General features: G+C 54.2%; 24 protein-coding genes. 6 read left to right on the forward strand and 18 right to left on the reverse strand.

What is annotated here, in order from left to right; genetic code table 11:
* Positions 1–42 precede the first annotated feature (42 nt).
* From K5L82_RS08930 to rpoE, 5 genes are all read right to left on the reverse strand, one after another.
* A complete protein-coding gene (locus tag K5L82_RS08930; RefSeq protein WP_410505852.1) occupies positions 43–1,518 on the reverse strand; it encodes a DegQ family serine endoprotease in 1,476 nt (491 codons plus the stop codon).
* A gap of 83 nt (positions 1,519–1,601) precedes the next feature.
* A complete protein-coding gene (locus K5L82_RS08935) occupies positions 1,602–2,081 on the reverse strand; it encodes a SoxR reducing system RseC family protein (RefSeq protein ID WP_262492554.1) in 480 nt (159 codons plus the stop codon).
* Positions 2,041–3,087, reverse strand: a complete 1,047-nt coding sequence (locus K5L82_RS08940; protein ID WP_223133872.1) for a MucB/RseB C-terminal domain-containing protein — start codon at positions 3,085–3,087, stop codon at positions 2,041–2,043. The genes K5L82_RS08935 and K5L82_RS08940 overlap by 41 nt, the downstream gene beginning before the upstream one ends.
* Positions 3,088–3,104: 17 nt before the next feature.
* Complete coding sequence (locus tag K5L82_RS08945; protein WP_223133873.1) at positions 3,105–3,665, reverse strand: sigma-E factor negative regulatory protein; 561 nt, start codon at positions 3,663–3,665, stop codon at positions 3,105–3,107.
* A gap of 15 nt (positions 3,666–3,680) precedes the next feature.
* Entirely contained in the window at positions 3,681–4,298 is a 618-nt protein-coding gene (gene rpoE / locus K5L82_RS08950; protein ID WP_228259100.1) for an RNA polymerase sigma factor RpoE, read from the reverse strand.
* Between the two features lie 207 nt (positions 4,299–4,505).
* Between rpoE and nadB the strand changes: the two genes are divergently transcribed.
* From nadB to K5L82_RS08970, 4 genes are all read left to right on the forward strand, one after another.
* A complete protein-coding gene (gene nadB / locus K5L82_RS08955; RefSeq protein ID WP_207924298.1) occupies positions 4,506–6,113 on the forward strand; it encodes an L-aspartate oxidase in 1,608 nt (535 codons plus the stop codon).
* Positions 6,114–6,152: 39 nt separating this feature from the next.
* A complete protein-coding gene (locus tag K5L82_RS08960) occupies positions 6,153–6,425 on the forward strand; it encodes a succinate dehydrogenase assembly factor 2 (RefSeq protein ID WP_133006267.1) in 273 nt (90 codons plus the stop codon).
* 543 nt (positions 6,426–6,968) lie between these two features.
* Positions 6,969–7,871, forward strand: coding sequence for a YgfZ/GcvT domain-containing protein (locus tag K5L82_RS08965; protein ID WP_223133874.1), 903 nt, complete (start codon positions 6,969–6,971; stop codon positions 7,869–7,871).
* Between the two features lie 91 nt (positions 7,872–7,962).
* Complete coding sequence (locus tag K5L82_RS08970) at positions 7,963–8,796, forward strand: HDOD domain-containing protein (protein WP_133006269.1); 834 nt, start codon at positions 7,963–7,965, stop codon at positions 8,794–8,796.
* 10 nt (positions 8,797–8,806) lie between these two features.
* Here the strand turns inward: K5L82_RS08970 and ung are convergent, their stop codons facing one another.
* From ung to ffh, 13 genes are all read right to left on the reverse strand, one after another.
* Positions 8,807–9,535 (reverse strand): uracil-DNA glycosylase, encoded by a 729-nt coding sequence (gene ung / locus K5L82_RS08975; protein ID WP_223133875.1) that lies wholly within the window; start codon positions 9,533–9,535, stop codon positions 8,807–8,809.
* A 3-nt stretch (positions 9,536–9,538) separates the two neighbouring features.
* On the reverse strand, positions 9,539–11,074 hold the full coding sequence (gene lysS, locus K5L82_RS08980) for a lysine--tRNA ligase (protein WP_223133876.1): 1,536 nt from the start codon (positions 11,072–11,074) through the stop codon (positions 9,539–9,541).
* Positions 11,075–11,125: 51 nt separating this feature from the next.
* Positions 11,126–12,221, reverse strand: a protein-coding gene (gene prfB, locus K5L82_RS08985; protein ID WP_114333037.1) for a peptide chain release factor 2 whose coding sequence is annotated in 2 segments (ribosomal slippage) — positions 11,126–12,148 and positions 12,150–12,221 — 1,095 coding nt in all. Because the reading frame shifts where the segments join, the coding sequence is not laid out codon by codon here.
* 132 nt (positions 12,222–12,353) lie between these two features.
* A complete protein-coding gene (gene recJ / locus K5L82_RS08990) occupies positions 12,354–14,087 on the reverse strand; it encodes a single-stranded-DNA-specific exonuclease RecJ (protein WP_223133877.1) in 1,734 nt (577 codons plus the stop codon).
* Between the two features lie 6 nt (positions 14,088–14,093).
* Entirely contained in the window at positions 14,094–15,494 is a 1,401-nt protein-coding gene (gene thrC, locus K5L82_RS08995) for a threonine synthase (protein WP_223133878.1), read from the reverse strand.
* 11 nt (positions 15,495–15,505) lie between these two features.
* Positions 15,506–16,807 (reverse strand): homoserine dehydrogenase, encoded by a 1,302-nt coding sequence (locus tag K5L82_RS09000; protein ID WP_223133879.1) that lies wholly within the window; start codon positions 16,805–16,807, stop codon positions 15,506–15,508.
* A 143-nt stretch (positions 16,808–16,950) separates the two neighbouring features.
* Positions 16,951–17,685, reverse strand: a complete 735-nt coding sequence (locus K5L82_RS09005) for a thioredoxin fold domain-containing protein (RefSeq protein ID WP_223133880.1) — start codon at positions 17,683–17,685, stop codon at positions 16,951–16,953.
* 137 nt (positions 17,686–17,822) lie between these two features.
* Positions 17,823–18,728: a site-specific tyrosine recombinase XerD gene (xerD, locus tag K5L82_RS09010; RefSeq protein ID WP_223133881.1), complete on the reverse strand. Its 906-nt coding sequence runs from the start codon at positions 18,726–18,728 to the stop codon at positions 17,823–17,825.
* Positions 18,729–18,824: 96 nt separating this feature from the next.
* On the reverse strand, positions 18,825–19,181 hold the full coding sequence (rplS, locus tag K5L82_RS09015) for a 50S ribosomal protein L19 (protein WP_133006277.1): 357 nt from the start codon (positions 19,179–19,181) through the stop codon (positions 18,825–18,827).
* A 25-nt stretch (positions 19,182–19,206) separates the two neighbouring features.
* Entirely contained in the window at positions 19,207–19,965 is a 759-nt protein-coding gene (trmD, locus tag K5L82_RS09020) for a tRNA (guanosine(37)-N1)-methyltransferase TrmD (protein ID WP_133006278.1), read from the reverse strand.
* A 3-nt stretch (positions 19,966–19,968) separates the two neighbouring features.
* Entirely contained in the window at positions 19,969–20,496 is a 528-nt protein-coding gene (gene rimM / locus K5L82_RS09025; protein WP_133006279.1) for a ribosome maturation factor RimM, read from the reverse strand.
* 29 nt (positions 20,497–20,525) lie between these two features.
* On the reverse strand, positions 20,526–20,765 hold the full coding sequence (rpsP, locus tag K5L82_RS09030; protein ID WP_133006280.1) for a 30S ribosomal protein S16: 240 nt from the start codon (positions 20,763–20,765) through the stop codon (positions 20,526–20,528).
* A 164-nt stretch (positions 20,766–20,929) separates the two neighbouring features.
* Entirely contained in the window at positions 20,930–22,318 is a 1,389-nt protein-coding gene (gene ffh, locus K5L82_RS09035; protein WP_133006281.1) for a signal recognition particle protein, read from the reverse strand.
* A 160-nt stretch (positions 22,319–22,478) separates the two neighbouring features.
* Here ffh and K5L82_RS09040 point away from each other — a divergent pair, with 160 nt between their 5' ends.
* Both K5L82_RS09040 and K5L82_RS09045 read left to right on the forward strand, forming a co-directional pair.
* On the forward strand, positions 22,479–23,276 hold the full coding sequence (locus tag K5L82_RS09040) for an inner membrane protein YpjD (RefSeq protein ID WP_133006282.1): 798 nt from the start codon (positions 22,479–22,481) through the stop codon (positions 23,274–23,276).
* 88 nt (positions 23,277–23,364) lie between these two features.
* Positions 23,365–24,663 carry an HlyC/CorC family transporter gene (locus K5L82_RS09045; RefSeq protein ID WP_133006283.1) on the forward strand — a complete coding sequence of 433 codons (1,299 nt, stop codon included), beginning with the start codon at positions 23,365–23,367 and terminating at the stop codon, positions 24,661–24,663.
* Positions 24,664–24,781 lie beyond the last annotated feature (118 nt).

Raw genomic sequence — 24,781 nt, forward strand, 5'->3', positions numbered from 1 at the left:
ACGCCCGGGAGCCAGCACACAGCTTCAAAAAATAGCGTTAACCTAAGGCCTCATCACCAGATAGATTGGTCGCCCCTGACGCACCACCCGCACTGACACTGCCTGACCATCCGGCAGACTTTCCACTACTGTCCGGAACGCCTTCAGTGAACCCACCGGTTTGCGGTTTATTTCGGTGATGATGTCACGGGTTCGAATTCCCGCTTTCAAAGCCGGGCCCCGCTCAACACCCGTCACCAGGACTCCACTTTCAACACCCGCAGCACGGGCGTTTTCTGGCGTAAGCGGCTCAACAGTCAGACCAAGAGCACCGGTTTTTCCATCAAGGGGATCACGGCTCTTCGAACGGCTGGCACGGCCATCTTCCGGCAACTCTCCGATCTCCACATCAAGCTCGATCTCATCCCCCCCTCTAAGCACGGTCAGCCGCGCAGATTCACCTACTGGTGTGCGGCCCACTTTCGGAGGCAGATCCGACGATAGTTCGACCTCTTCACCGTTATACTCCAGCACGATATCGCCAGACCGCAGTCCACCCGCCTGCGCGGGTGAATTAATCATCACCTCAGCAATCAGGGCACCACGAGGCCGTTTCAGACCAAAAGTTTCGGCAAGATCACGATTAACTTCCTGAATCAGTACGCCCAACCAGCCACGAGCGACAGAGCCTTCATCACGAAGCTGACGAAACACACTCATGGCGTCATCGATCGGAATCGCAAACGACACGCCCATGAACCCGCCAGAACGCGTATAAATCTGAGAGTTGATGCCAATCACTTCGCCGTCCAGATTAAACAGCGGCCCACCGGAATTTCCGGGGTTAATCGCAACATCGGTTTGAATGAAAGGAACATAGTTTTCGGAGGGTAAAGAGCGGCCAAGCGCACTGACGATACCTGCCGTCACCGTGTAATCAAACCCGAACGGTGACCCGATCGCGAACACCCATTCACCTACTTTAAGCTCTTCGGAACTGCCTACCTGAACCACGGGCAAATCGTCAGCATTCTCGATTTTTAAAACGGCCATATCGGAACGAGGATCGGTACCCACAATCGTCGCAACAAACTCCCGACGATCGTTCAGACGAACCCTCACTTCGTCGGCACCTTCAACCACATGGTTATTGGTCAGCACATACCCATCTTTGGAAACGATGAAACCGGAGCCCATTGAGCGTGCTGGCTGTTTACCACCTGGAGCACCACCAAAAGGCGAATTCGGGCCGCGAAAGAAATCCTGTAAAAAGGGCGGCAACTGATCCAGCTGTTCCTCGTCAAACGGCAACCCCTGAAAGCGCGACCTGCGACCCGCAGCTTCACTGGTGGTACTGATATTTACGACGGCACTGGAGTTTTCTTCGACAAGCTCGGTGAAATCCGGCAAGCCCCGCGCCGCCGCCTGTTGACTCCATAGAACCGATACCAGAACCGCTAACACCAGCCACACGCCCGGCATGAAGTCCGATCGGAACAAATCGGGATAACGAGCAACCGGCGTAGTTATTTTTTGCATGAGAACCCCCTTATTTTAGCCGTTGGTCTGCCGTTACAATTTATGGCTGAACGGCTAATTTTCAACTTAAAAAACGGTAGGTTTTACAGACAGGTGACCGACGCTATCCGGTTTACTCGAACCATATGAGGCTGAAAGCGATCTCCCAACCTGGATTGCCAGCGGCGCACCAACCCGAACCCCGCCCCTAAACCCACTAGCGCACCAATAAATGCCACCAAGTCCGTTTCACCTAGCAATCGGAACGCTCCGATACTTGCCAAAACCATGAGCAGCAAAGGCACCCCGTATACCGCCAAAGAGGCCGCCAGCAACGATTGCTCATCCATACCGATGACGACTTCGTCGCCAACCTGCGCAGCGGACGTATTCAACACCAACACCTGATTGGCTTTCCCCCCCGACACCGCCGCAAGCGCGCGCTGGCCACAACCCGCTCGGGCCGAACAACTCTCGCACGCGCTGGTCTGAATCGTTTGCACCCAAGCCTGCGTTCCCTGAAGGGCAATCACCTTTCCGGTTTCAGTGATCACTTGCCACCCACCCTTGAGCCAGCGCATCATCGATCGACACCGAGTGGGCGACTTTTCGGGCCGTTGCAGGCGGAATTTCCCCGACCACGACTATCAAAAATGGTCGTTCCGCTGCCGATACTTCGTGAATATAGACCGTAGACGCTCCCACCCTTGACGCGCCTGTTGGCATTTTGACCCCTTTGACCGGTTCGACAAATACCGAAAACGTTGCTAAACCATCCGAGAACGCAACCGCTTTGCCATTACTGGAACTAGGGGTGGCGGCCGCCATGTAACCGTCCGGACGCCAATTCAATGTCCAACCGGTCATTCGCCCCACGGATGACTGTTGAAGTTCAGGCGTACCGAGACGGCGAGTTATCTCACGCCCCTCGGTTTGCACTTCAAATTTTTCGTCGGCGATATCCTCAGTAATCTCCAGACTGGTGTACTGGAAGTGTTCCAAAACCGTCTCATCCACGTCACGAACATGGCTTTTAACCAATAGACCGGTTTCTTTTTCAATCCAAAGGCGATGGCTGTAACGATGGTTGTCCTTAGCAGTCAGATCTACCGCCACCACATCGTAGCCAGCCACCCGGTCTGCACCAAGCAAAGCAGGCTGATACCATTGACCGACCGGCATGAGTTGACTCGTAAAGGCCTCGGCAAACGGCCCCGACGGGATGACCTCATCTAAACGAATACGTCCTTGATCCGGCAACACACAGACGACATCCATGCCTTTACGAACAATTTCACCTGAGCCGCCGTCTTGCATTACCAACCGCTCTTCCACCTGTCCGTTGTGGTACCGATGGGCAATATGCATTGAATGCACCTGGTCTCCCCGGGCGTATACAAACACGCCTTCATAGGACGTCATGTTCAATGCCGGGCCTAGACGCTCCAACCAGTCCATTGCGGTCATTGAAGATGGTGCTGCAGCCTGATTATTTTCAGCATATGCCGCCATGGCGGGCGCAAACAACACCCACAAGGCAAGCATCAGCTTTCGAACCGTGGCGAGTTCGCCTTTAAGCGAAACATTCATATCCAGACACCTCGGGCTCAATAGCCACCGTTTGCACTGACCATTCTCGCGTACCCCATAGAACCACGCCCTGCGCCGACGCTGTTATGTTGGGCATGCTCCAGCAAGTACTGTCGCACTTGGCGCAACTGCTGTTCATCCAATCTCTGCAAAGCGACTTCTTCCGCACTCAACACGAGCTGTGGCGAAACCTCGCCTGCTTCGCTCAACGCCAGCGAATTTTCTACCTCAACCGGTGAAGTTCCCCAACCGGCTCCGGCACCAAATCCAACCACCAGAGCCAAAGTTATCATAGCCGCCACTGGCCAATGCCAGTACCCGCCAGCACGGACGTTGGTGGCTGCCGCATCTGCAGCTGGGGCTTCCTGGTCATCAATTGCAGCTCGAACCGCACTTGCAACATTCACACCGTATGACGCACTCGGTGCTTCGTGCATCAGGTCGCGCACCTGCTGCCATCTTTGCCATTGCCCTGTGACTTCGCTCTGATCGTCGTGCGAAAGCAATCTACGCACTGAAAGCTCGTCCGCTTCATCGTCCATCATTGCTGACAGAGTTTCTCTGAGACGCTCATCCATCGGATGCAACCTCACTTACGTCACTGAATGATTAAGTAGTGGACCAATGTGTCGATCCACTGCATCCCGGGCTCTGAAGATCCGGGAACGGACCGTTCCAATCGGGCACTCCAGAATCCGAGCAATATCTTCATAACTGAGACCGTCATATTCTCTGAGCAAGAAAGCGGATCTTAGTTCCTCAGGAAGTGCGGCAATGGCTTCGGCCAAGGCTTTTTGCAGCTGGTCTTTTTGCAGAAGTTTTTCTGGTGACGCCACATCCCTTAATCGACGACCGTCGTCATAGTTTTCCGCCTCGGAAGAATCCACTGAGCCTTGCGGCCGACGCCCTCGGGCCTCGAGATGATTTTTTGCGGTATTCACCGCAATACGATACAACCAGGTGTAAAATGCACTGTCACCGCGAAACCGATCGATGGCGCGAAACGCTTTAATAAACGTTTCTTGCGCCAAATCCATCACTTCGTGACTGTCGTAAACGTAACGGCTGATAATCGAGGCCACCCGAGACTGATACTTCACCACCAGCAGATCAAACGCGGCCCGATCCCCATGCCGAACTTTGCGGACCAGCTGCAAATCCGTCTGGCTTTCAGTCTTCTCGCTCGTTGTAGAATCTTTATCGGAAATCATGGGCGAAGCAACGGCGTGTCCCGTTTGGTTGGCCAGCTGGGTGGCTTTTAATCGGCTCGCTTGTGTCATTGTGTTATTCCGGTGTTCATACATGAACCCAGGTTGCCGACAGCAACCGGTTCGAGACATATCCATCGGGCCAAATAGACAGCAAGCACAAAGTTTAGTTCAATACACTTCCACATTATGGCCTGCGACAACAACCCAATGCCACAATCCTACGAATACGATGTTCTTATTATTGGCAGCGGCGCTGCCGGACTGACCGTCGCTTTGAATTTGCCAGAGCACTTAAATGTTTGCGTAATCAGTAAAGCTGACATCAGCTCCGGTGCGACGCTGTGGGCGCAAGGTGGCATTGCTGCGGTTCTCGATGCAACCGACTCGGTAGAAAACCATATTCAAGACACCCTAAACGCAGGGGGTGGTTTGTGCCACGAAGATGCAGTGCGCTTTACGGTAGAACACGGCAAAGAAAGCATCGACTGGCTCATTGAGTCCGGCGTGACCTTCACTCGCAAAGAAAACAACGATCAATACCACCTGACCCGTGAAGGCGGTCACAGCCATCGCCGCATCATTCATGCCGCCGATGCGACGGGACAAGCCGTATCGACTACGCTCGCCAGCCAGGCAGCAGCCAAGCGAAACATTGAACTCAAATCTGGCCGGGTCGCGGTTGATTTAATAACCAACCGAAATTTGTCACTACCCGGAAACCGCTGCGTAGGGGCTTACGTACTTAACCTTGAAGACAATCACGTGGAACTTTACCGCGCGCGCTTCACCGTGATCGCAACCGGTGGCGCTTCCAAAGCGTACCGCTACACAACCAATCCCGATGGCGCGTCCGGTGACGGCATCGCCATGGCATGGCGAGCCGGCTGCAGGGTCACCAACATGGAATTCAACCAGTTCCACCCAACTTGCTTGTACCACCCCCACGCCAAATCCTTCTTAATCACCGAGGCGGTTCGCGGTGAAGGCGGCGTATTAAGATTGCCGGATGGCAGCCGATTCATGAACAAATTTGACGAACGTGCCGAGTTGGCACCTCGTGATGTTGTCGCCCGAGCCATCGACCACGAAATGAAGCGCTTAGGTGCTGATTACCTATATCTGGACATCAGCCACAAACCGGCGGACTTCATCAAACACCACTTCCCGACGATTTACGAAAAATGCCTCGGTTTCGGCATCGACATCACTAAAGACCCGATTCCCGTGGTGCCGGCTGCCCACTACACTTGCGGCGGTATCATCAGTGACAAGCGCGCAAGAACCGACATTAACCAGCTCTATGTCGTCGGAGAAGCGGCCTTTACCGGTCTCCACGGCGCCAACCGCATGGCCAGCAACTCGCTGTTAGAATGTCTGGTGTATGGCCGCGCGGCCGCTCAGGACATCGCTCGCCGAGAAGCAGACATCCCCCATGTGCCCTCTGTGCCCGCGTGGGACGAAAGTCAGGTCCGGGACTCAGACGAAGATGTCATTATTTCCCACAACTGGGACGAATTGCGCCACTTTATGTGGGATTATGTCGGCATTGTGCGCACCACCAAACGCCTGCATCGTGCCAAACACCGAGTAGATCTTCTGCAGGGCGAGATCAACGAGTTCTACAGTAACTATCGGGTGACCAACGACCTCATTGAATTACGTAATTTGGTCACCATATCAGACCTGATCATATGCTCGGCTCTGCAACGCAAAGAAAGCCGCGGGCTGCACTACACCCTGGACTACCCGCAGACCCAGAGCGACGCCCGAGATACCGTGCTGATGCCCACAACTTACCGAACTCTGGCTCCCTGAATCAGAGCCTTCAACAAACGCTTAAAGACGGAACCCGTTATGTCCGACACCCAAGAAACAAACGCGCACACTGAGTTCCACCGTCTTTGGTGGCACAGCCGTCGCGGCATGCTGGAGCTGGACGTTCTGCTTCTCCCGTTTCTGGAAGAAGCTTACCGAGACCTCGAACCGGAAGACCAGGCACGTTACCGCAAGCTGTTGAGCTGCGAAGATGCGGACATGTTTGAATGGTTCATGCAGCGCAGCAAACCTGAAGACGCCGATCTCCGCCGCATCGTCGAAATGATTCTGAACCGTGTCCAGCCGGATTGAATTAACCCTGTTACCCTCGGTTTCCGCTGGCCTTTTAGCCATTATTCCCTGGCTTGGGCTAGCGGTGTTCACGGTTGCCGCGGCTCTGGAAACCTCCTATCTGTTATTGCTGTTGGTATTGCCAACATTAGCGTTGGGATGGGCATCATTTCAGCGCTTTGGATTATTAAGCAAACCGGATTCGGTCGTTGCCCTCTCCCATGACCATGCAGGGCTATCTTGTCAGCTGGCCAACGGACACCATGTACCCGCGACTGTTAGCAACGCCAGCTTTCTCAGTTCTCAGCTGCTTGTTTTACAGTTCAAACCGCGGATGCCAAGATCGAGCCCAATGCTCGCAATCATTACTGGCTCCAAAGGCGGGCTAAAATCAAACGTTAGCGACTCGGCCGCTTTCAGGCGCCTGCGAATGCTACTTCGCGCCGGTTCACCTGAAGCCGGACATAACACTCCTTCGCATTAATTCTGGGGACTATTTTGAGTAGACAGGATTCTCAACAACCCGCAAACTCCAACGGCTATACCCTGTTGAGCAACCGGCTCATGGCACGCATCAGCGGCCCGGGGACCGACAAGTTTGTGCAAGGCCAATTCACCCAACACGTGGACGAAGTCACCAACGAGCAATCTCTCAGAGCAGCTGCGTGCACCCATAAAGGTCGAACCTACTGCCTGACACGCCTGGTTCGCAGTGGCGAAGACCTGCTCATGGACTTTAATACCAGCCAGGCGGAAGCCACGATTACCCACCTGAAAAAGTATCTGATGCTATTTCGGGGCACAACGCTGGAAACACTTTCCGCTGGTCGGATTATCGGTCTGATTGGCAAAGCTGCAGCCGTATCGGTAGGCGGTGAAGAAGCAGATTCCCTAACCGGGCCCGGCCAAGTACTGAAGGTCGGTGATAGCCATCTGATTCGTATTGAAAACACCGCCGATCACACTGCTCGCTACGAGTGGTGGCAAGCAACCACAGAGCAACCGGTTCCAGAAGACATCCCCGAAATTACACCGGAGCAGTGGCTGGCATCCAGCATTTCGGCGGGCGTGCCTTGGCTGACGGAGGCATCTCAAGAAGCCTATGTCCCGCAAATGCTAAACTTACAGCACCTGCAAGGCGTGCATTTCAAGAAAGGTTGCTACACCGGGCAGGAAGTCATTGCCCGGATGCATTTTCTCGGCCAGTTGAAAAAAAGCCTGCACAGGCTATCTTTCAATAACGCCCATCAAGCTCCCAACGTCGGTACCAAGCTTCTGGCCGATGGTAAAGCTGTCGGAGAAGTGGTCAATGCCTTGATGACCGGGGATCTAAACGGTGAAATGCTTGCAGTCATTCGCCATGATGCCAGCTCCAAAGTACTTTCCTTAGATGGTATGGACAAGGTGACTATCAGTCTTCAGCAATTACCCTATGCTGTGCCTGAACAACTACCTTCTGAAACATAAGTTGACAGGAAAGATCGCGCTTATTTGCTATAAAGGCAGCCATACACTGAGCCCTGTTTGAGGGCCCCATTTAAGTGGAAACAGACTGACTATGGCCGACATGATCGAAACCATTAAAGCTGACCTGACCAGCGCCATCGAGAACGACAAGTTAATTTTGCCAACACTTCCCGAAGCAGCCCTGCAAGTCAGAGAAATTGCTGAGTCGGAAGATACCTCGATTGCAGATCTGGTGACGGTGATCAGCAATGACACGGCACTGTCTGCTCGTATCATCCGCGTGTGCAACAGCCCGTTGTTCCGTGGCACGCGGGCCATTGAGAATCTGAACATGGCTGTAAGCCGCCTGGGCATGGCCTACACCAGCAATCTCGCAATGGGGCTGGCCATGGAACAAATGTTCCAAGCCACCTCTGACATGGTGGATAAGCGGCTTCGCGCCACTTGGCAAACCAGCACCGAAGTCGCCGGCATTTGTCACGTTCTGGCCCAACACTACACCAAATTAAGACCCGACCAAGCCACTCTGGCCGGGCTGGTACACCTAATTGGTGTTCTTCCCATTCTTCGCTATGTTGAAGATCACAGCTTGGACCTGAGCGGTATCGTACTGGATGCAGTGATCGAAGAGCTGCACCCTCGGATCGGCAGCTTGATCCTGAAAAAATGGCAATTCCCGGAAGCACTGCAAAATGTGCCAATGGACTATGCCAACTTACAACGTGAGGTACCTCAAGCAGATCATGCCGACTTGGTGATGATTGCCAACCTACAGTTGATCGCCGGCACTAACCACCGTTGGAACCAGGTGGATTTCACCACTATTTCGGCGTTTGGTCGATTAGGTCTGGACCCTGAAATGAATCTGGCTGAGGAAGAGGATCTGAGCGCCCAAATGGAAGCGGCCATGGCATTGCTTGGGTAATCGCTCGACTTTAGAGGTCAAGCAGCTCCTGCTGTGAAGCTGAATCCAGAGCCCACTCTATCGGGCTCTGGTGATGCTCAAGCAACCATTGATTAACCCGAGAAAAATGCTGACATCCGAAGAACCCGCGATAGGCACTGAGCGGGGATGGATGCGGCCCCTCCAGTACCAAATGACGATCACGATCAATGATCTGACCTTTCTGCTTGGCGTATCCACCCCAGAGCAAAAACACCACGCCCTCGCGTTGCTGATTCACTACGTTGATCACTCGATCAGTAAAGATTTCCCAACCCTTACCTTGATGGGCGCCAGCCTTTCCCTGCTCAACCGTCAATACCGCATTTAGCAGCAACACACCCTGCTCGGCCCAAGATTGCAGGCAACCGTGACCGGGGGAGCCAATACCCAAATCCTGCTGAATTTCTTTAAAGATGTTCTTCAGCGACGGCGGTATCCGCACACCGTGAGACACCGAGAAGCTCAGGCCGTGGGCCTGACCGGCGCCGTGGTAGGGGTCTTGCCCCAAAATAACGACTTTGATCTGATCAAGCGGGGTGCTGTTTAGCGCATTGAACAGCTGTGACTGAGGAGGAAACAGTGTCTTTCCGGCACGCTCTTCCGCTACCAGAAATTCTGCCAAGCGATGCATATAGGGTTGACGGAACTCGTCCGCCAACCACTGGTCCCAGCCGAGCCCGGACTTCAGTTCCTGGGCCAGCGCCTCAGCCGGGTGCATGCCTTATTCGTCTCCAGCGCTCTGTTCGGCTTTGTGCTCTGGGCGCATGGCCGGGAACAGAATAACATCACGGATCGACGGCGAATCGGTCAGCATCATAGCCAAGCGGTCGATGCCAATTCCCTCGCCCGCGGTCGGCGGCAAGCCGTACTCCAGAGCCATCACGTAGTCGTCGTCGTAGAACATGGCTTCGTCGTCGCCGGCGTCCTTCTCAGCCACCTGCGCCTTGAAGCGCTCCGCCTGATCTTCGGCATCGTTCAGCTCCGAGAAGCCGTTGGCAATTTCACGACCGCCCACGAAGAATTCAAAGCGCTCGGTGACAAACGGATCGCTGTCTTTGCAGCGGGCCAGCGGCGACACTTCCTTCGGGTACTCGGTGATGAAGGTCGGCTGCATCAAGCGATGCTCGGCGGTCTCTTCGAAGATCTCGATTTGCACCTTACCTAAGCCCCAGATGTCTTTAACCTTGATACCAAGCCCTTTCGCCAGCTCACGTGCCTGAGCTTCGTCGGCCAGCTGCTCACGTGTAATGTCCGGATTGTAGCGCAAGATTGCATCCACCACGGTCAAGCGCTCAAACGGTTTGCCGAAGTCGTATTCAACGGCTTCTTCGGTACCGTCTTTCAGCACGCGCGTGTTGGTCACCGTGGTGGTCCCCAGCACTTTGTCAGCGATGGTACGCAGCATGTCTTCGGTCAGGTCCATCAGGTCGTTGTAATCCGCATACGCCTGATAGAACTCAACCATGGTGAATTCCGGGTTGTGCCGGGTCGATAAGCCTTCGTTACGGAAGTTACGGTTGATCTCGAACACTCGCTCAAAACCACCCACAACCAAGCGCTTGAGGTAAAGCTCCGGCGCAATCCGCAGGTACATATCAATACCCAGTGCGTTGTGATGGGTCACGAACGGACGGGCGGTCGCACCACCAGGAATCACCTGAAGCATCGGCGTTTCGACTTCCATGAAGTCACGCTCGGAGAAGTACTGGCGCATTACATTGATGATTTTCGAGCGTGCATAGAACACCCGACGACTGTCTTCGTTCATCATCAAGTCTACGTAACGATGACGGTAACGGGCCTCGGTGTCGGTCAGGCCTTTATGCTTTTCAGGCAGCGGACGCAACGACTTGGTGAGCAGGGTGTACTCATCCATCGCCACGTAGAGGTCACCTTTGCCCGACTTGCACAGCACGCCGCGCACGCCCACGATGTCGCCAAGATCCCAATGCTTGGTGTCTTTCTGGACATCTTTGGTGGCGTAAATCTGAATCCGGCCAGTCATGTCCTGAACCACTTTGAACGCCTTGCGATCGAGCATCATGCGGCCAGCAATGGCCACTTGGATGCCCATGGCTTCCAGCTCTTCCTTGGACTTGTCACCGTATTTCTCCTGCAGCTCGGCAGCAGTGGCATCCCGTCGGAAATCGTTCGGGAACGCATTGCCCTGCTCTCGCAGGTTGGCCAGTTTGGCGCGGCGCTCCGCAATCAGCTTGTTGTCCTCGGGCTGGGTCGCGTTCTGGGTCTGTTCGGTCATGTTAGCTCACTAAGAAGTCGGGGGGGTCCGGTTCGGGTTGAATGGCGCTGTTTACAGCGCCATCTTCAGACTGGCTTCGATAAACTTGTCGATGTCGCCATCGAGCACCGACTGGGTGTTACTGGTTTCCACCTTGGTGCGAAGATCTTTGATACGGCTATCATCCAGCACGTATGAGCGGATCTGGCTACCCCAGCCGATGTCAGACTTAGAGTCTTCCTGCTTCTGCTTCTCGGCGTTGCGCAATTGCATCTCGCGCTCGAACAGCTTGGCTTTCAGCTGTTTCATCGCCTGATCTTTGTTCTGATGCTGGCTTCGGCCAGCCTGGCACGCCACCACGATTCCGGTAGGGTTGTGAGTCAGTCGCACGGCCGATTCGGTTCGGTTTACGTGCTGACCACCCGCACCGGACGCGCGGTATACGTCTACGCGCAGATCAGCCGGGTTGATGTCGATTTCAAAGCTGTCATCCACTTCCGGCGAGATGAACACGGAAGAGAAGGACGTATGCCGACGATTACCGGAATCGAACGGTGATTTGCGCACCAGACGATGAACGCCGGTTTCGGTCCGCAACCATCCGTAGGCGTAGTCGCCCTGTATGTGAATAGTCGCACTCTTGATACCCGCGACTTCACCTTCCTGCAACTCAACGATTTCGGCTTTGAAGCCTCGGCGCTCGGCCCAGCGCAGGTACATACGCAACAGCATGTTACCCCAGTCTTGCGCTTCGGTGCCGCCAGAGCCGGCCTGAATTTCCAGGTAGGCGTTGTTGGCGTCCATTTCACCGGAGAACATGCGGCGGAATTCGAGCTTCTCGAGTTCCTTATCAAGGCCTTCTAAATCAGCTTCAATTTCTTGAACGGTGCCTTCGTCGTCCTCTTCTACGGCCATTTCGAGCAGGCTTTCTGCGTCTGCCAGGCCGGAGGTGAGGTTATCAATGGTTCTGACGATCAGTTCGAGGTCAGAACGCTCCTTACCCAGTGACTGGGCGCGCTCCGGATCGTCCCATACGGTTGGGAGTTCAAGTTCGCGTTCTACTTCGACCAGGCGTTCGCTTCGCTGATCGTAGTCAAAGATACCCCCTCAGCGCTTCGGTGCGCTCGCGAAGCTCTTTGATCTTCGTCACTATGGGATTAATTTCCATGAAACCTTGTCTCGCTTTGGAAAATGGTGCGATAAAAACTGAGGGCGAATTCTACCGGAATTCGTGCGTTAAATCAGCTATTCGTGGATGAGTGCAGGCACCCTGCGAGGTAGGGCTTTCCGAGAGACGCGGTCAGCCCAGAGGCTCGAGATAATCCACCATCAACTGCAAGTTGGTCCGCCCACGGAAAGTGTTGGCATCCGGTTTGTAGACCACCCGGGCACCCGAGCGGGTGTAGTCCGGTACTTCAGGGCCGGTATTGAAGGCGATGGCGTCGATAATGCCGCCGCCTTCTGCTGGCTGCAGCACCAATTTCAGGTGATTTTCTCCCACGATGCGCTGGCTGACGACTTTGAATTCACCGTCGAACAGTGGCTCTGGGAAGTGTTGCCCCCAAGGGCCGCTGCGCTTGAGCAGGTATGCGGTATCGAGGTTCAGCTCCGCAGATGCCAACGGGCCGTCGGTGACGATGGCCGCTTCCAGGTCTTCCGGCGTCAGGGTGTCTCTAACCGCCTGATCGAAAGCTTTGCCGAATAATTCCAGGTCGTCACGGGCAATCGTCATACCGGCGGCCATGGCATGGCCGCCGTATTTTTTCATCAAACCCGGTGATTTGGCATCCACGACCGCGAGAGCATCGCGGATATGCAGGCCCGGAATAGACCGGGCCGAGCCTTTAAGGCTAACGCCGTCATCGTCCGGCGCAAACGCAATGGTCGGGCGATGGGTCTGCTCGCGGATTCTGGCGGCGAGAATACCTATCACACCTTGGTGCCAGTCCTGATCAAACAAAGCCAAGCCCCAGGGCAAACCGTCGATATCCAACGACATGGAAGCCAGCAGCTCTTGGGCTTGGCTTTTCATGTCTTTTTCGATGGTGCGGCGCTCTCGATTGAAAGTGTCCAGCTCTTGCGCGAGACGCAAGGCTTCATCGGGGCTATCCACGAGCAAACAGGCAATGCCGATGCTCATATCATCCAAGCGGCCGGCGGCATTAAGACGGGGGCCAACAACAAAACCCAGATCGGTAGAACTGATCTCGGTGTGGTCCCGGCCTGCCACTTTTAACAGCGCCAGTATGCCGGGGCGAGCCTCGCCTTTGCGGATACGGCGAATGCCCTGCTCTACAAAAATTCGGTTGTTATGGTCCAACGGAACAACATCCGCCACCGTGCCCAAAGCGACCAGATCCAGCAGGGTACCCAGATTGGGCTCAGGATTCGGCAGCAGATTGCGATCACGCAGGTGCTTTCGCAGCGCGGTGAGCACATAGAACATTACACCCACGCCAGCGGCATTTTTGCTTAAGAACGGGCAGCCGGGCTGATTGGGATTTACGATGGCATCTGCGTCTGGCAGCTCTTCTCCCGCCAAGTGATGATCAGTCACAACCACTTTGATTCCAAGTTCCCTTGCAGCTCGCACGCCTTCGATGGCGGAGATACCGTTATCAACGGTCACCAGCAAGTCGGGTAATTCACCCTCTTCCTGCAATCGATGGATGATTCCCGGTGTTAGGCCGTAACCATCGGAGAAACGACTCGGCACTCTGAAATCGACCGATGGCACGCCCAACATAGACAAGCCGAGCATCGCAACCGCCGTGCTGGTGGCACCGTCTGCATCGAAATCACCAAGAATCATAACGCGCTGCTTCTGAACCACCGCGTCGGCCAGCAACTCCACAGCTCGGTCTATGCCTCGCAATTGCATCGGGGACGCCAGGTGCTTCAGGGTGTACTGGAGCTGATCGTCGGATTGAACGCCACGGGCGGCGTATAACCGACGAAGGATGGGAGGCAGGCTTTGCCCCCAGCTCGACGTGTCAGCGGGCTGGGGGCGGCGCAGGATCTTTTTAGGAGTCATGCCGGATCAGGCATTTTTCCAGTGCTTGGACAAAAAGCCCTGCACTTCGGCCAGATCGTTATCCAGCACGGTGTAGCGCTCTTCCCGCTCGAACAGATCAGCCATATGAGGCGGCAACTGAGGCTTCACCGACAAGCCGGATTCGACAATGGCATCCGGGAACTTGGCCGGGTGCGCGGTGCCCAAGGTAATCATCGGAACCGTTTCGTCGCGACGGCAATTACGGGCTGCGCGCACACCGATCGCGGTATGCGGGTCGAGCAGGTATTCATTCTTCGCGTAGATTTCGCGGATGGTATCGCAGGTGGCTTTGTCGTCTACCGCATCGCTGTCAAACAGCTTGCGGGCCGCCTTCCAACGGTAATCTTCGATGCTGACTGGACCTTTAGCTGCGTTTTCCAGCAGATCTTTCACCGCAACGCCGTCACGACCATGCAAGTCGAACAACAGCCGCTCAAAGTTGCTGGATACCATGATGTCCATGCTCGGCGACAGCGTGTGCTCCAACTGCTGCTGCTCATAGCGGTTACCGCTCATGAAGCGATGCAGAATGTCGTTGCGGTTGGTGGCAATAACCAACTGACTGATAGGCAGGCCCATCTTCTTGGCCAGGTAACCGGCAAAGATGTCGCCAAAGTTACCCGTGGGCACAGAGAACGCCATGCTGCGGTCAGGGCCACCCAATGCCAGCGATGCTTGGAAGTAGTAGACGATCTGGGCCATGATTCGCGCCCAGTTGATCGAGTTCACAGCCGCCAACTGGGTTTTACCACCCAGGAACGACTGGTCACCGAAGCTTTCTTTGACCATGCGCTGGCAATCGTCAAAGTTTCCCTTCACGGCAATGTTGTGGATGTTGTCGCCCTGCACGGTCGTCATCTGGCGACGCTGTACCTCAGACACACGCTGGTACGGGTGCAGGATGAAAATATCCACATGCTCGCAACGTCGGCAACCTTCAATGGCCGCAGAACCTGTGTCACCCGACGTCGCGCCCATGATCACAACGTGCTGCTTACGCTTTTCAAGCACATAGTCGAGCAAGCGGCCAAGCAATTGCAGCGCAAAGTCTTTGAAGGCCAACGTGGGACCGCGGAACAGTTCCATCACCCATTCATTACTGTCGAGCTGAACCAGAGGCGCTACCGACTGATGGGCAAAGCCGCTATAGGTTTCATTCAACATTATGCGGAAATCGTCGGCCGGGATGGCATCTTCCACGAACGGGTACATAACGTTAAAGGCCAACTCCGCGTAGGGTAAGCCCCGCCAGCTGCGAATTTCTTCCAAGCTGAAGTGCGGCAACGACTCCGGTACATATAGGCCACCGTCGGTTGCCAACCCAGTCAGAAGAACGTCTTCAAAGCCTAAAGCGGGTGCTTCGCCCCGTGTGCTGATGTATCTCACGTGCGTACCTGTTAGTTGAAATTTTCTGCGCGGATGCGGACAACGGAACCGTCTACGTCGACCAGCGATTCCATTTCTTCAATCGCCAGATTCATCTGACGCTCCTGAACCGTGTGAGTCAGGATGATGACCGGAATACGGCCATCCGCGAACTCGGATTCTTTCTGCATGATCGATTCAATGTTGATGCCGTGCTCACTCAGAATCGATGCAATCTTGGCCAGAACACCCGGGCGGTCAAACGCCTGAATGCGCAGATAATAAGCAGATTGAATTTCTTCCATCGGCAGCACTGGTAAATCTGCCAACGCATCAGGCGTGAAGCCCAGATACGGCACTTTCTGCCGACTATCACTGGCTACCGAGCGAGCTACATCAACGATGTCCGCAATCACTGCAGAGGCAGTGGCCTCGTCACCTGCACCGGGGCCGTAATACATGGTTTGGCCAACAGCATCACCGTCGACCATGACGGCATTCAGAACGCCGTCAACCTGAGCAATCAGGTGTGTTTTCGGAACCAGCGTGGGGTGAACTCGCAACTCAATACCTTCGTCACGACGACGGGCGATACCCAGGTGTTTAACGCGGTAACCCAGCAGCTCGGCGTGAGCGATATCGCTCGGGGTCAACGACGAAATGCCTTCGGTGTAAGCTTTCTCGAACTGCAGCGGAACGCCAATACCGGACGAGGCCAAAATCGTAAGCTTGTGGGCCGCATCAATGCCTTCAACATCGAATGTGGGATCAGCTTCTGCGTAACCCAGCGCCTGCGCCTCTTTTAGTACTTCGTCAAACGGACGGCCAGCGCGCATTTCGGTCAAAATAAAGTTACCGGTACCGTTGATGATTCCCGCGATGGTGTCGATGCGGTTTGCAGCCAAACCTTCACGGACGGCCTTGATAACCGGAATACCACCGGCCACACCGGCTTCGTAAGCAACGACGACACCCGCCTTTTCAGCGGCTTCAAAAATTTCGTTACCGTGAACGGCAATCAGAGCCTTATTTGCTGTTACGACATGTTTACCGTTGGCAATGGCAGTCAACACCAGTTCACGGGCAACGTCGTAGCCACCAATCAGTTCGACCACAACGTCGACGTTAACGTCATTCACCACATCAAAAATGTCGGTGCTGAACGGAATATCACCGAGGTCGAGATCATCCCGACGCTTCCGGCTAGCCACACGGGTAATTCGAATATTACAGCCGATACGACCCGAAATAATCGCCGCGTTGCGAGTCAGGACATTGAATGTACCGCCGCCTACGGTTCCTAATCCGCAAATTCCGACATTAACGTCTTTCAAGCTCTCACCTCTGGTCCCGCTCGGGGGTGCTGATGGATTGCAATTGGGGGCATAGTATACCGATTCAGACGCGTGTGAATAAGCCCTGAATCGGTTACCTTTCAAACAGGAGGAAACGGCCCTCAAACGAGAGCCGCTTAAACTTAGAGCAGACCAAGGCCTTCTGCCAGATTACGAGCCGGAACATAACCACGAATCATGTTACCGTCTTCCAGAACAATCGCCGGAGTTCCGGTTACACCGACCTTACCACCTAGCTGATATTGTTCCGCGACCGGATTCTCACAGGTTTCACTTGGTACTGATTTACCAGCTTTGGCTGTGTCCATAGCATTCTGCTGATCATCTGCACACCACACCGATTCGTACTTCCGAAATGAAGGAGTATTAGGACCTGAGCGCGGGAAAGCATAGTAGTTGACGGTAATACCATAATCATTGAGTTGCGGCACTTCGTCGTGCAACTTCCTGCAGTATGGGCAATCAATGTCGGTAAACACATCGATAACGGCTTTCTGCTTACCTTTTGCCGGGTAAGAGATAACTCCATCGTCACCAAATTCTGCCATCTGTTTCTGGCGCACCTGAGCCCGCGCCTCTTCTGTTACATTGGCAATACCTTTTTCGGTAACTTTTAACATGTCGCCGGTCAACAGATAGACACCATCTTCCGTGGTGTAAATAGTGTCACCATTACTGCTTTGCACTTCGTAAAGGCCCGGGGCCTCCGACTTGCTCACAGACAGTATTCGCAAACCAGGCACTGCCTGCGACAAACGTTCAGTGATGGCATCTTCAACTTCACCAGCATTTACTGCTGGCACAGCTACCAACGGCATCATCAGGCCCGCCATAGCGGCCAAAGTTCTTAGCTTCATGAGATTGCACTTACCTTGTTGTTTAAGGAGTTCAGGGCTCGAGCCCCACTCGCCGGCAAATTCACACTATAAGACCGACTTCATGGGAGAGTGCGACACAGAGCAACAATAAAAGTTCAATCCCACACCATAACAGATCAGCCTCTGGGATGGTGTGTCTGATGCAGATCCTGCAATCGCTGGCGAGCAACATGAGTATAAATCTGGGTCGTTGAAAGGTCTGAATGACCAAGCAGCATCTGCACCACTCTCAGATCGGCACCATGATTAAGCAAGTGAGTTGCAAAGGCATGTCGGAGTGTATGGGGCGACAAATGTTTCTGTATACCAGAGCGGGAGGCGTATAACTTGATACGATACCAAAAAGTCTGCCGAGTCATCGCACTGGCGCGATTTCCGGGAAAAAGCGCATCACTGCTCTTGCCCTTTAACAGCTCGGCCCTAGCTTCGCGCATATAGCGGACGAGCCAATCAACAGCCTCTTCACCTAGAGGCACCAACCTTTCTTTCCCGCCCTTCCCATTAACGCGAACCACACCCTGGCGGAGATTGACCTGATCAACCGTCAGACCGGTTAACTCCGTTACACGCAAGCCGCAACCGTACAAAATCTCAAGCATGGCTCGGTCTCGCAATTCCAGCGGCAATTCCGGGTCAGGCTCGGCCAACAATCGCTCGACATCACCCTCGGTCAAGGTATCAGGCAGCCGTCGAGGCAAGCGCGGACTGTCTATCCGTAACGTCGGATCTTCGGTTATCAGCCCTTCTCGTAACAAATAGCGGTAGAAGCGCCGGATGCCAGAAAGACGACGCGCTGCGGTGCTTGCCTTTAAGCCGTCAGCCATCCCCTGAGACATCCATGCCAATAGGTCGGTACGCGCTGCCGAGCGCAAACCGGGGGCTCCGCGCTGTTGCTGCAGCCATAACGAAAGACCCGACAAATCACTGGCATAGGCCGCTCGGGTTTTCTCACCCAAACCGTCCTCAAGCCAAATGGCATCGGCAAACGCGACAATCAACGACTCATCTTCAACTCTGAGCAAATATATCACCCCAAGACGATCGAACTACCGAAATTTAAGCACAAAAAAAGCAGCCACTGAGGCTGCTTTTTTCTGTACTGATCGGTGAAACCGATATCAGCCCAGCTTTTCCTTGATACGAGCTGCCTTACCAGACAGGTCGCGCAGGTAGTAAAGCTTAGCCTGACGCACGTCACCACGACGCTTCACGCTGACGCTGTCTACCAGAGAAGAATAAGTCTGGAAGGTACGTTCAACACCCACGCCGTAAGAAATCTTACGAACAGTGAAGGAAGAGTTCATACCACGGTTGCGCTTACCGATAACCACACCTTCGAACGCCTGCAGACGCTCACGGTTACCTTCTTTAACGCGAACCTGAACAACCACGGTGTCGCCCGGCGCAAACGCTGGGAGTTCCTTGGTCATCTGTTCTGTTTCAAGTTGACTGATGATGTTGTTCTTGCCGCTCATCGTAATGCTCCTGATACCCAATCTTTCAATGCCCTGATGATTCAGAGGCACCCGGTTCGTTCAAAATTTCACCCAGTAGCTGACGCTCTTCTTCCGTAAACACCCGCTCTTCGAGCAGGTCGGGGCGTCGCTCCCGTGTTCGCCTCAACGATTCTTTCAACCGCCAACGCCGGATCTGTTCATGGTGACCGCCCAAAAGAACTTCCGGCACCGCCTGACCTTCGTAAACCTCGGGCCGGGTGTAGTGCGGACAATCCAGCAAACCATCAGCAAAGGAATCTTGCTCTGCCGACTGCGCATGACCCAGCGCTCCGGGGATGAGGCGTGTTACCGCATCAATTACAGCCATCGCCGCCAGTTCACCACCTGAGAGCACAAAGTCACCCAGTGACACTTCCCGGTCGACTTCCGCCGATATCAGGCGTTCATCAACGCCCTCGTAACGACCGGCAACGAGAATCAGCTGCTTTTCGGCAGCGAGAGACTCGACTACCGACTGATCCAGCCTTTCACCCTGCGGAGAAAGATAGACCACACAGGCCTTGCCGGGTGCCGATGCCCGCGCCTCATGGATAGCATCCCGGAGCGGCTGAATTTTCATCAGCATGCCCGGACCACCGCCATAGGGCCGGTCATCAACAGTACGGTGACGATCATGCGTGAAGTCCCGTGGGTTCCAGCTCTTGAACGTCAAAAGACCTTCTCGAGCGGCCCTACCGGTAATCCCGTAATCCGTCACCGAAGAAAACATGTCCGGAAACAGACTGACTGCGCCAATCCACACTCGTCAGAACTCCGGATCCCAATCGACCACCATTCGCGAACCACTCAAATCCACGCTCATAACTACCTGATCCGGCAGATACGGGATCAATCGTTCGCGCTGGTCAATGGAACCGGCTGTCGCATGCACAACCAACACATCGTTGGCACCTGTTTCCAGAAGATGATGCACCTTCCCCAGGCACTCATCTTCAACCGTGAAGACAGTCAGACCTTCCAGCTGAAACCAGTAGAACTCCCCACTGGGGAGCGCTGGCAACTGCTCAGTTGGAACTCTGATCTCGGCCCCCGCGTAGGTGCGAGCCACTTCACGATCATCAAGTCCTTTCAGCTTGACGACGATCCCCTGCCCTTGGCGGCGACCATCCTCAAGCTTTGCCGGGATACGCTTACCGTCAAGGACCAAGGTCCAATCACGATAGTTCAGTATGCCTTCTTTGGGATCGGTATCAGAGAAGACCTTAAGCCAACCCTTGACCCCAAACACCGAGGTTACCCGGCCGATCACAGTTTCCTGCGAATTCTGTGTCATGCCTGTCAAACCTCGATATTAAACTGCAATTACTCTGCAGTCTTAAGCAGCTGCGCAACGCGATCGCTGGTCTGAGCGCCTTGGCCCACCCAGTAATCAACGCGCTCACGGTTTACACGCAGACGCTCTTCCTGGCCGCGAGCAACCGGGTTAAAGAAACCAACACGCTCAATGAAACGGCCGTCACGAGATTTACGGCTGTCAGTGACTGTCAGATGGTAGAACGGGCGCTTCTTAGAGCCGCCACGAGCCAAACGGATTGTTACCATTTCGACCAATATCCTGTTCTGTTGTACGAACTTTGTACGATTCTCATCAGACTGCTAGCAGCCGACGAGAAGACCCATACTCGAAAGGGGCGCTATTCTATGCGAAAAAAGCGCCAATGAAAATAGGGAAACGCTCGGTTTCCCTATTTTATATGTAAGGCTTTTTACATACGGCCAAACGGAGGCATTCCGCCACCGCCGCCGCCAGGTGGCATCATACCACCTAGACCGCGCATCATGTTGGCCATTCCGCCTTTCTTGCCAAACTTTTTCATCATTTTCGCCATCTGCTTATGCTGCTTAAGCAAACGGTTCACATCCTGTATCTGGGTGCCGGAGCCAGAAGCAATGCGGCGTTTACGCGAGTTATTGATGACATCCGGATAACGGCGCTCCTTCGGGGTCATAGAGCATATGATGGCTTCCATCTGCCCTACTGACTTGTCATTGACCTGCTGCTGGGCCATCTGGGCCATTTGCCCCATGCCCGGCAACTTGTCGAGCAACCCACCAATGCCACCCATATTTTTCATCTGCTGAAGCTGGTCCCGAAAATCTTCCAGGTCAAAACCTTTGCCCTTTTTGATTTTCTTAGTCAGCTTTTCAGCTTTCTGCTTATCCAGCTTGCGCTCGGCCTCTTCGATAAGCGACAGCACATCGCCCATACCAAGGATTCGCGAAGCGACCCGCTCCGGGTGGAACGGCTCAAGAGCATCCGTTTTCTCGCCGATACCCAGGAACTTGATGGGCTTACCGGTAATATGGCGAACAGAGAGCGCTGCACCACCCCGAGCGTCACCGTCGGTCTTGGTGAGTACCACACCCGTCAGAGGCAACGCATCATTAAACGCTTTAGCTGTATTTGCCGCATCCTGACCTGTCATGGAGTCAACCACGAACAGCGTTTCGATCGGCTCTACGGCCGCATGCAAACGGCCAATCTCACCCATCATCTGCTCATCGACATGCAGACGGCCCGCGGTATCAAGGATAACCACATCCACGTGTTTGCGTCGGGCTGCGTCAATCGCACCGTTAGCAATATCAACAGGATCCTGATCCACGCTACTGGGGAAGAACTCAACCCCGACTTCGGAGGCAAGAGTTTCTAACTGTTGAATCGCTGCAGGACGATACACGTCCGCACTGACGACCATGACAGACTTTTTCTCGCGCTCTTTAAGGAAACGAGACAGCTTGGCGACCGTCGTGGTCTTACCCGCGCCCTGAAGGCCCGCCATCATAATGACCGCAGGCGGACGCGTGGAAAGGTTAAGGGACTCATTACCCTCACCCATAACCCGTTCAAGCTCTTGCTGAACAACTTTGACGAACACCTGGCCCGGAGTCAGACTTCGCTGCACTTCCTGGCCGATCGCGCGCTTACGCACACCCTCGACAAAGTCTTTGACCACCGGCAACGCCACATCGGCCTCAAGCAACGCCATGCGAACTTCGCGCAGCGTGTCCTTAATGTTGTCGTCGGTGAGGCGCGCTTGACCAGAGATCTTGCGCAAACTACCGGATAGCCGGTCCTGGAGATTCTCAAACATGTTGCTCTTCCGTACCCCGGAGAAATTGTTCACACAAATCAAGAAGCCGGCCCGGGCCGCTTGATTCCTGTTGCATAATCGCGACATTATACCCAGACTTGGGAGCCTCAGAACAACTCCGAGGCCGCTTTAACCCTTAGACCAGCATATAAAGGACGTCATGGGAACGCTGATTATCGCGGTTACCGCACTTTTCTTGTACAGCGTTGGAACTGCCCTGCAAGCACTCCACTTCAGAGGCAAAGTCGAAACCAGCCTTGCCATTACAACGCTCATCGGCATTCTCGCCCTGACTGGGCATGGGTTGCTCATCGCACAAACCGTGTATTCAGACGGCGGCTTCGATTTCAGTTTTTTCAAAAGCTCGGTCTTGATCTCCTGGCTCATCGTTTTTCTATTACTGGGCCTGAATCTGACCAAACCGGTCGGCAGCCTGTTTCTCGGTGCCTATCCCATAGCCGCCGGCACCATTACAATGGCCCTCATCGTACACACCGAATCACGTTTAGTGTCAGGGCATAGCTACGGAATGCTCTCTCACGTTGCCCTATCCGTTACCGCATATAGCCTGTTCACACTGGCCGCCATCCAGGCTGTGCTGCTTTACGTTCAAAACCGGCAACTAAAACACAATTACAACAGCCGTCTGATTCGCAACCTACCCCCGTTACAGACAATGGAATCACTGCTCTTTGAGATGGTATGGGCAGGCGTGGTCTTGCTGGTTCTGGCCATTATCACCGGGGCGATTTTCATTGAAGACCTGTTCGCTCAGGACCTGGCCCACAAAACCATCTTCTCCCTTCTGTCGCTTTTAGTGTTTGCCAGCCTCCTTATTGGTCGATACACCAAAGGCTGGAGAGGACTTACGGCAAGCCGCTGGACATTGACCGGTTGCGCGCTTCTTATGATCGCCTTTTACGGCAGCAAATTCGTACTCGAACTGCTGTTCCGATAAGGCTTAGCCGCCCGCCGCGGCAGCGCTTGACAGCACAGGCTTTGACACCTTATTTTCGCAACTTGTCATCCATAGAAGGGTTCCCCTCTTGAACGAGACATCGCTAACCGCGCTGTTTATTCTCCTTGTCGGCCTGATCATCCTCTCCGCCTTCTTTTCAAGTTCCGAAACCGGGATGATGTCACTTAACCGCTATCGCCTTAAACACATGGCGAATACCGGCCACAAAGGCGCAAAACGCGCCCAGAGGCTGCTGAACAGGACCGATCAACTGATCGGCGTCATCCTGATCGGTAACAATTTTGTTAACATTCTTGCTTCGTCCATTGCCACCGTCATAGCCATCCGTATATGGGGCGATGCCGGCATTGCCATCGCCACCATTTTGCTGACCGTTGTCATTCTGATTTTTGCGGAAGTCACTCCAAAAACGTTGGCGGCGCTTTTCCCAGAGAAAATTGCTTTCCCGGCCAGCCATGTGCTCGCGCCACTGCTCAAAATTCTTTACCCGCTGGTATGGTCGGTCAACCTGTTTACCACAGGCATTTTGCGTTTAATTGGCATTTCGTCAGCTCAAGCGAACGAAGACCACCTCAGCCGCGAAGAGTTGCGCACAGTTGTTAACGAAGCCGGCGCACTGATTCCCGCCAAGCATAAAGACATGCTGGTCGGCATCCTTGATCTGGAAAAAGTGACGGTCACCGACATCATGGTACCCCGCAACGACGTCGTCGGTATCGACCTGGAAGACGACACAGACGACATCATCCGACACTTGCGCAACAGTCAGCATACTCGCCTTCCGGTGTTTGAAGGCGACATCAACAACATTCAGGGCATTCTGCACCTGCGCAGCGTTGCCAAGCTGTTACACGAAAACGACATCACCAAAGACATGGTGCGGCAATTATGCCAAGAGCCTTACTTTATTCCGGAAAGTACGCCACTGAATACCCAACTACTCAACTTCCAGAGCGTTAAACGCCGATTTGGAATGGTGGTTGATGAATACGGAGAAGTGCTCGGGCTCGCTACCCTTGAGGACATACTGGAAGAAATCGTCGGCGAGTTCACCACCGACTACGCCTCGACCTCGCCAGACATTATCCCTCAGGACGACGGCACGTACATTATTGATGGCAGCACCCCGGTACGAACCATCAACAAAACTTTGGACTGGGAGCTTTCAACGGATGGTCCCAAAACGCTCAACGGTCTTATTACCGAGCGATTGGAAAACATCCCCGACACCAACGTGTGCCTCAAAGTCGAGAGACACCGAGTGGAAGTACTCCAAATCAAAGACAATGTCGTCAAAGCCGCGATTGTGCACCCGAGACACACCGCAAAACGGCTTCGGGCGAGGCCTGCACAGAAAAACGAGTAGATCCGAAGCAGCAAATACTCCACCCAGAATATTGACCCAGATCCCAGCTTTCGGTTTATTTGTGTTCTTTGTGCAAAAAGTGCGCTAAATTTAAAAAAAACGATAACGTGGAAATAGC

This window comes from Marinobacter sp. AL4B, from assembly GCF_019916045.1.
Lineage (GTDB): Bacteria > Pseudomonadota > Gammaproteobacteria > Pseudomonadales > Oleiphilaceae > Marinobacter.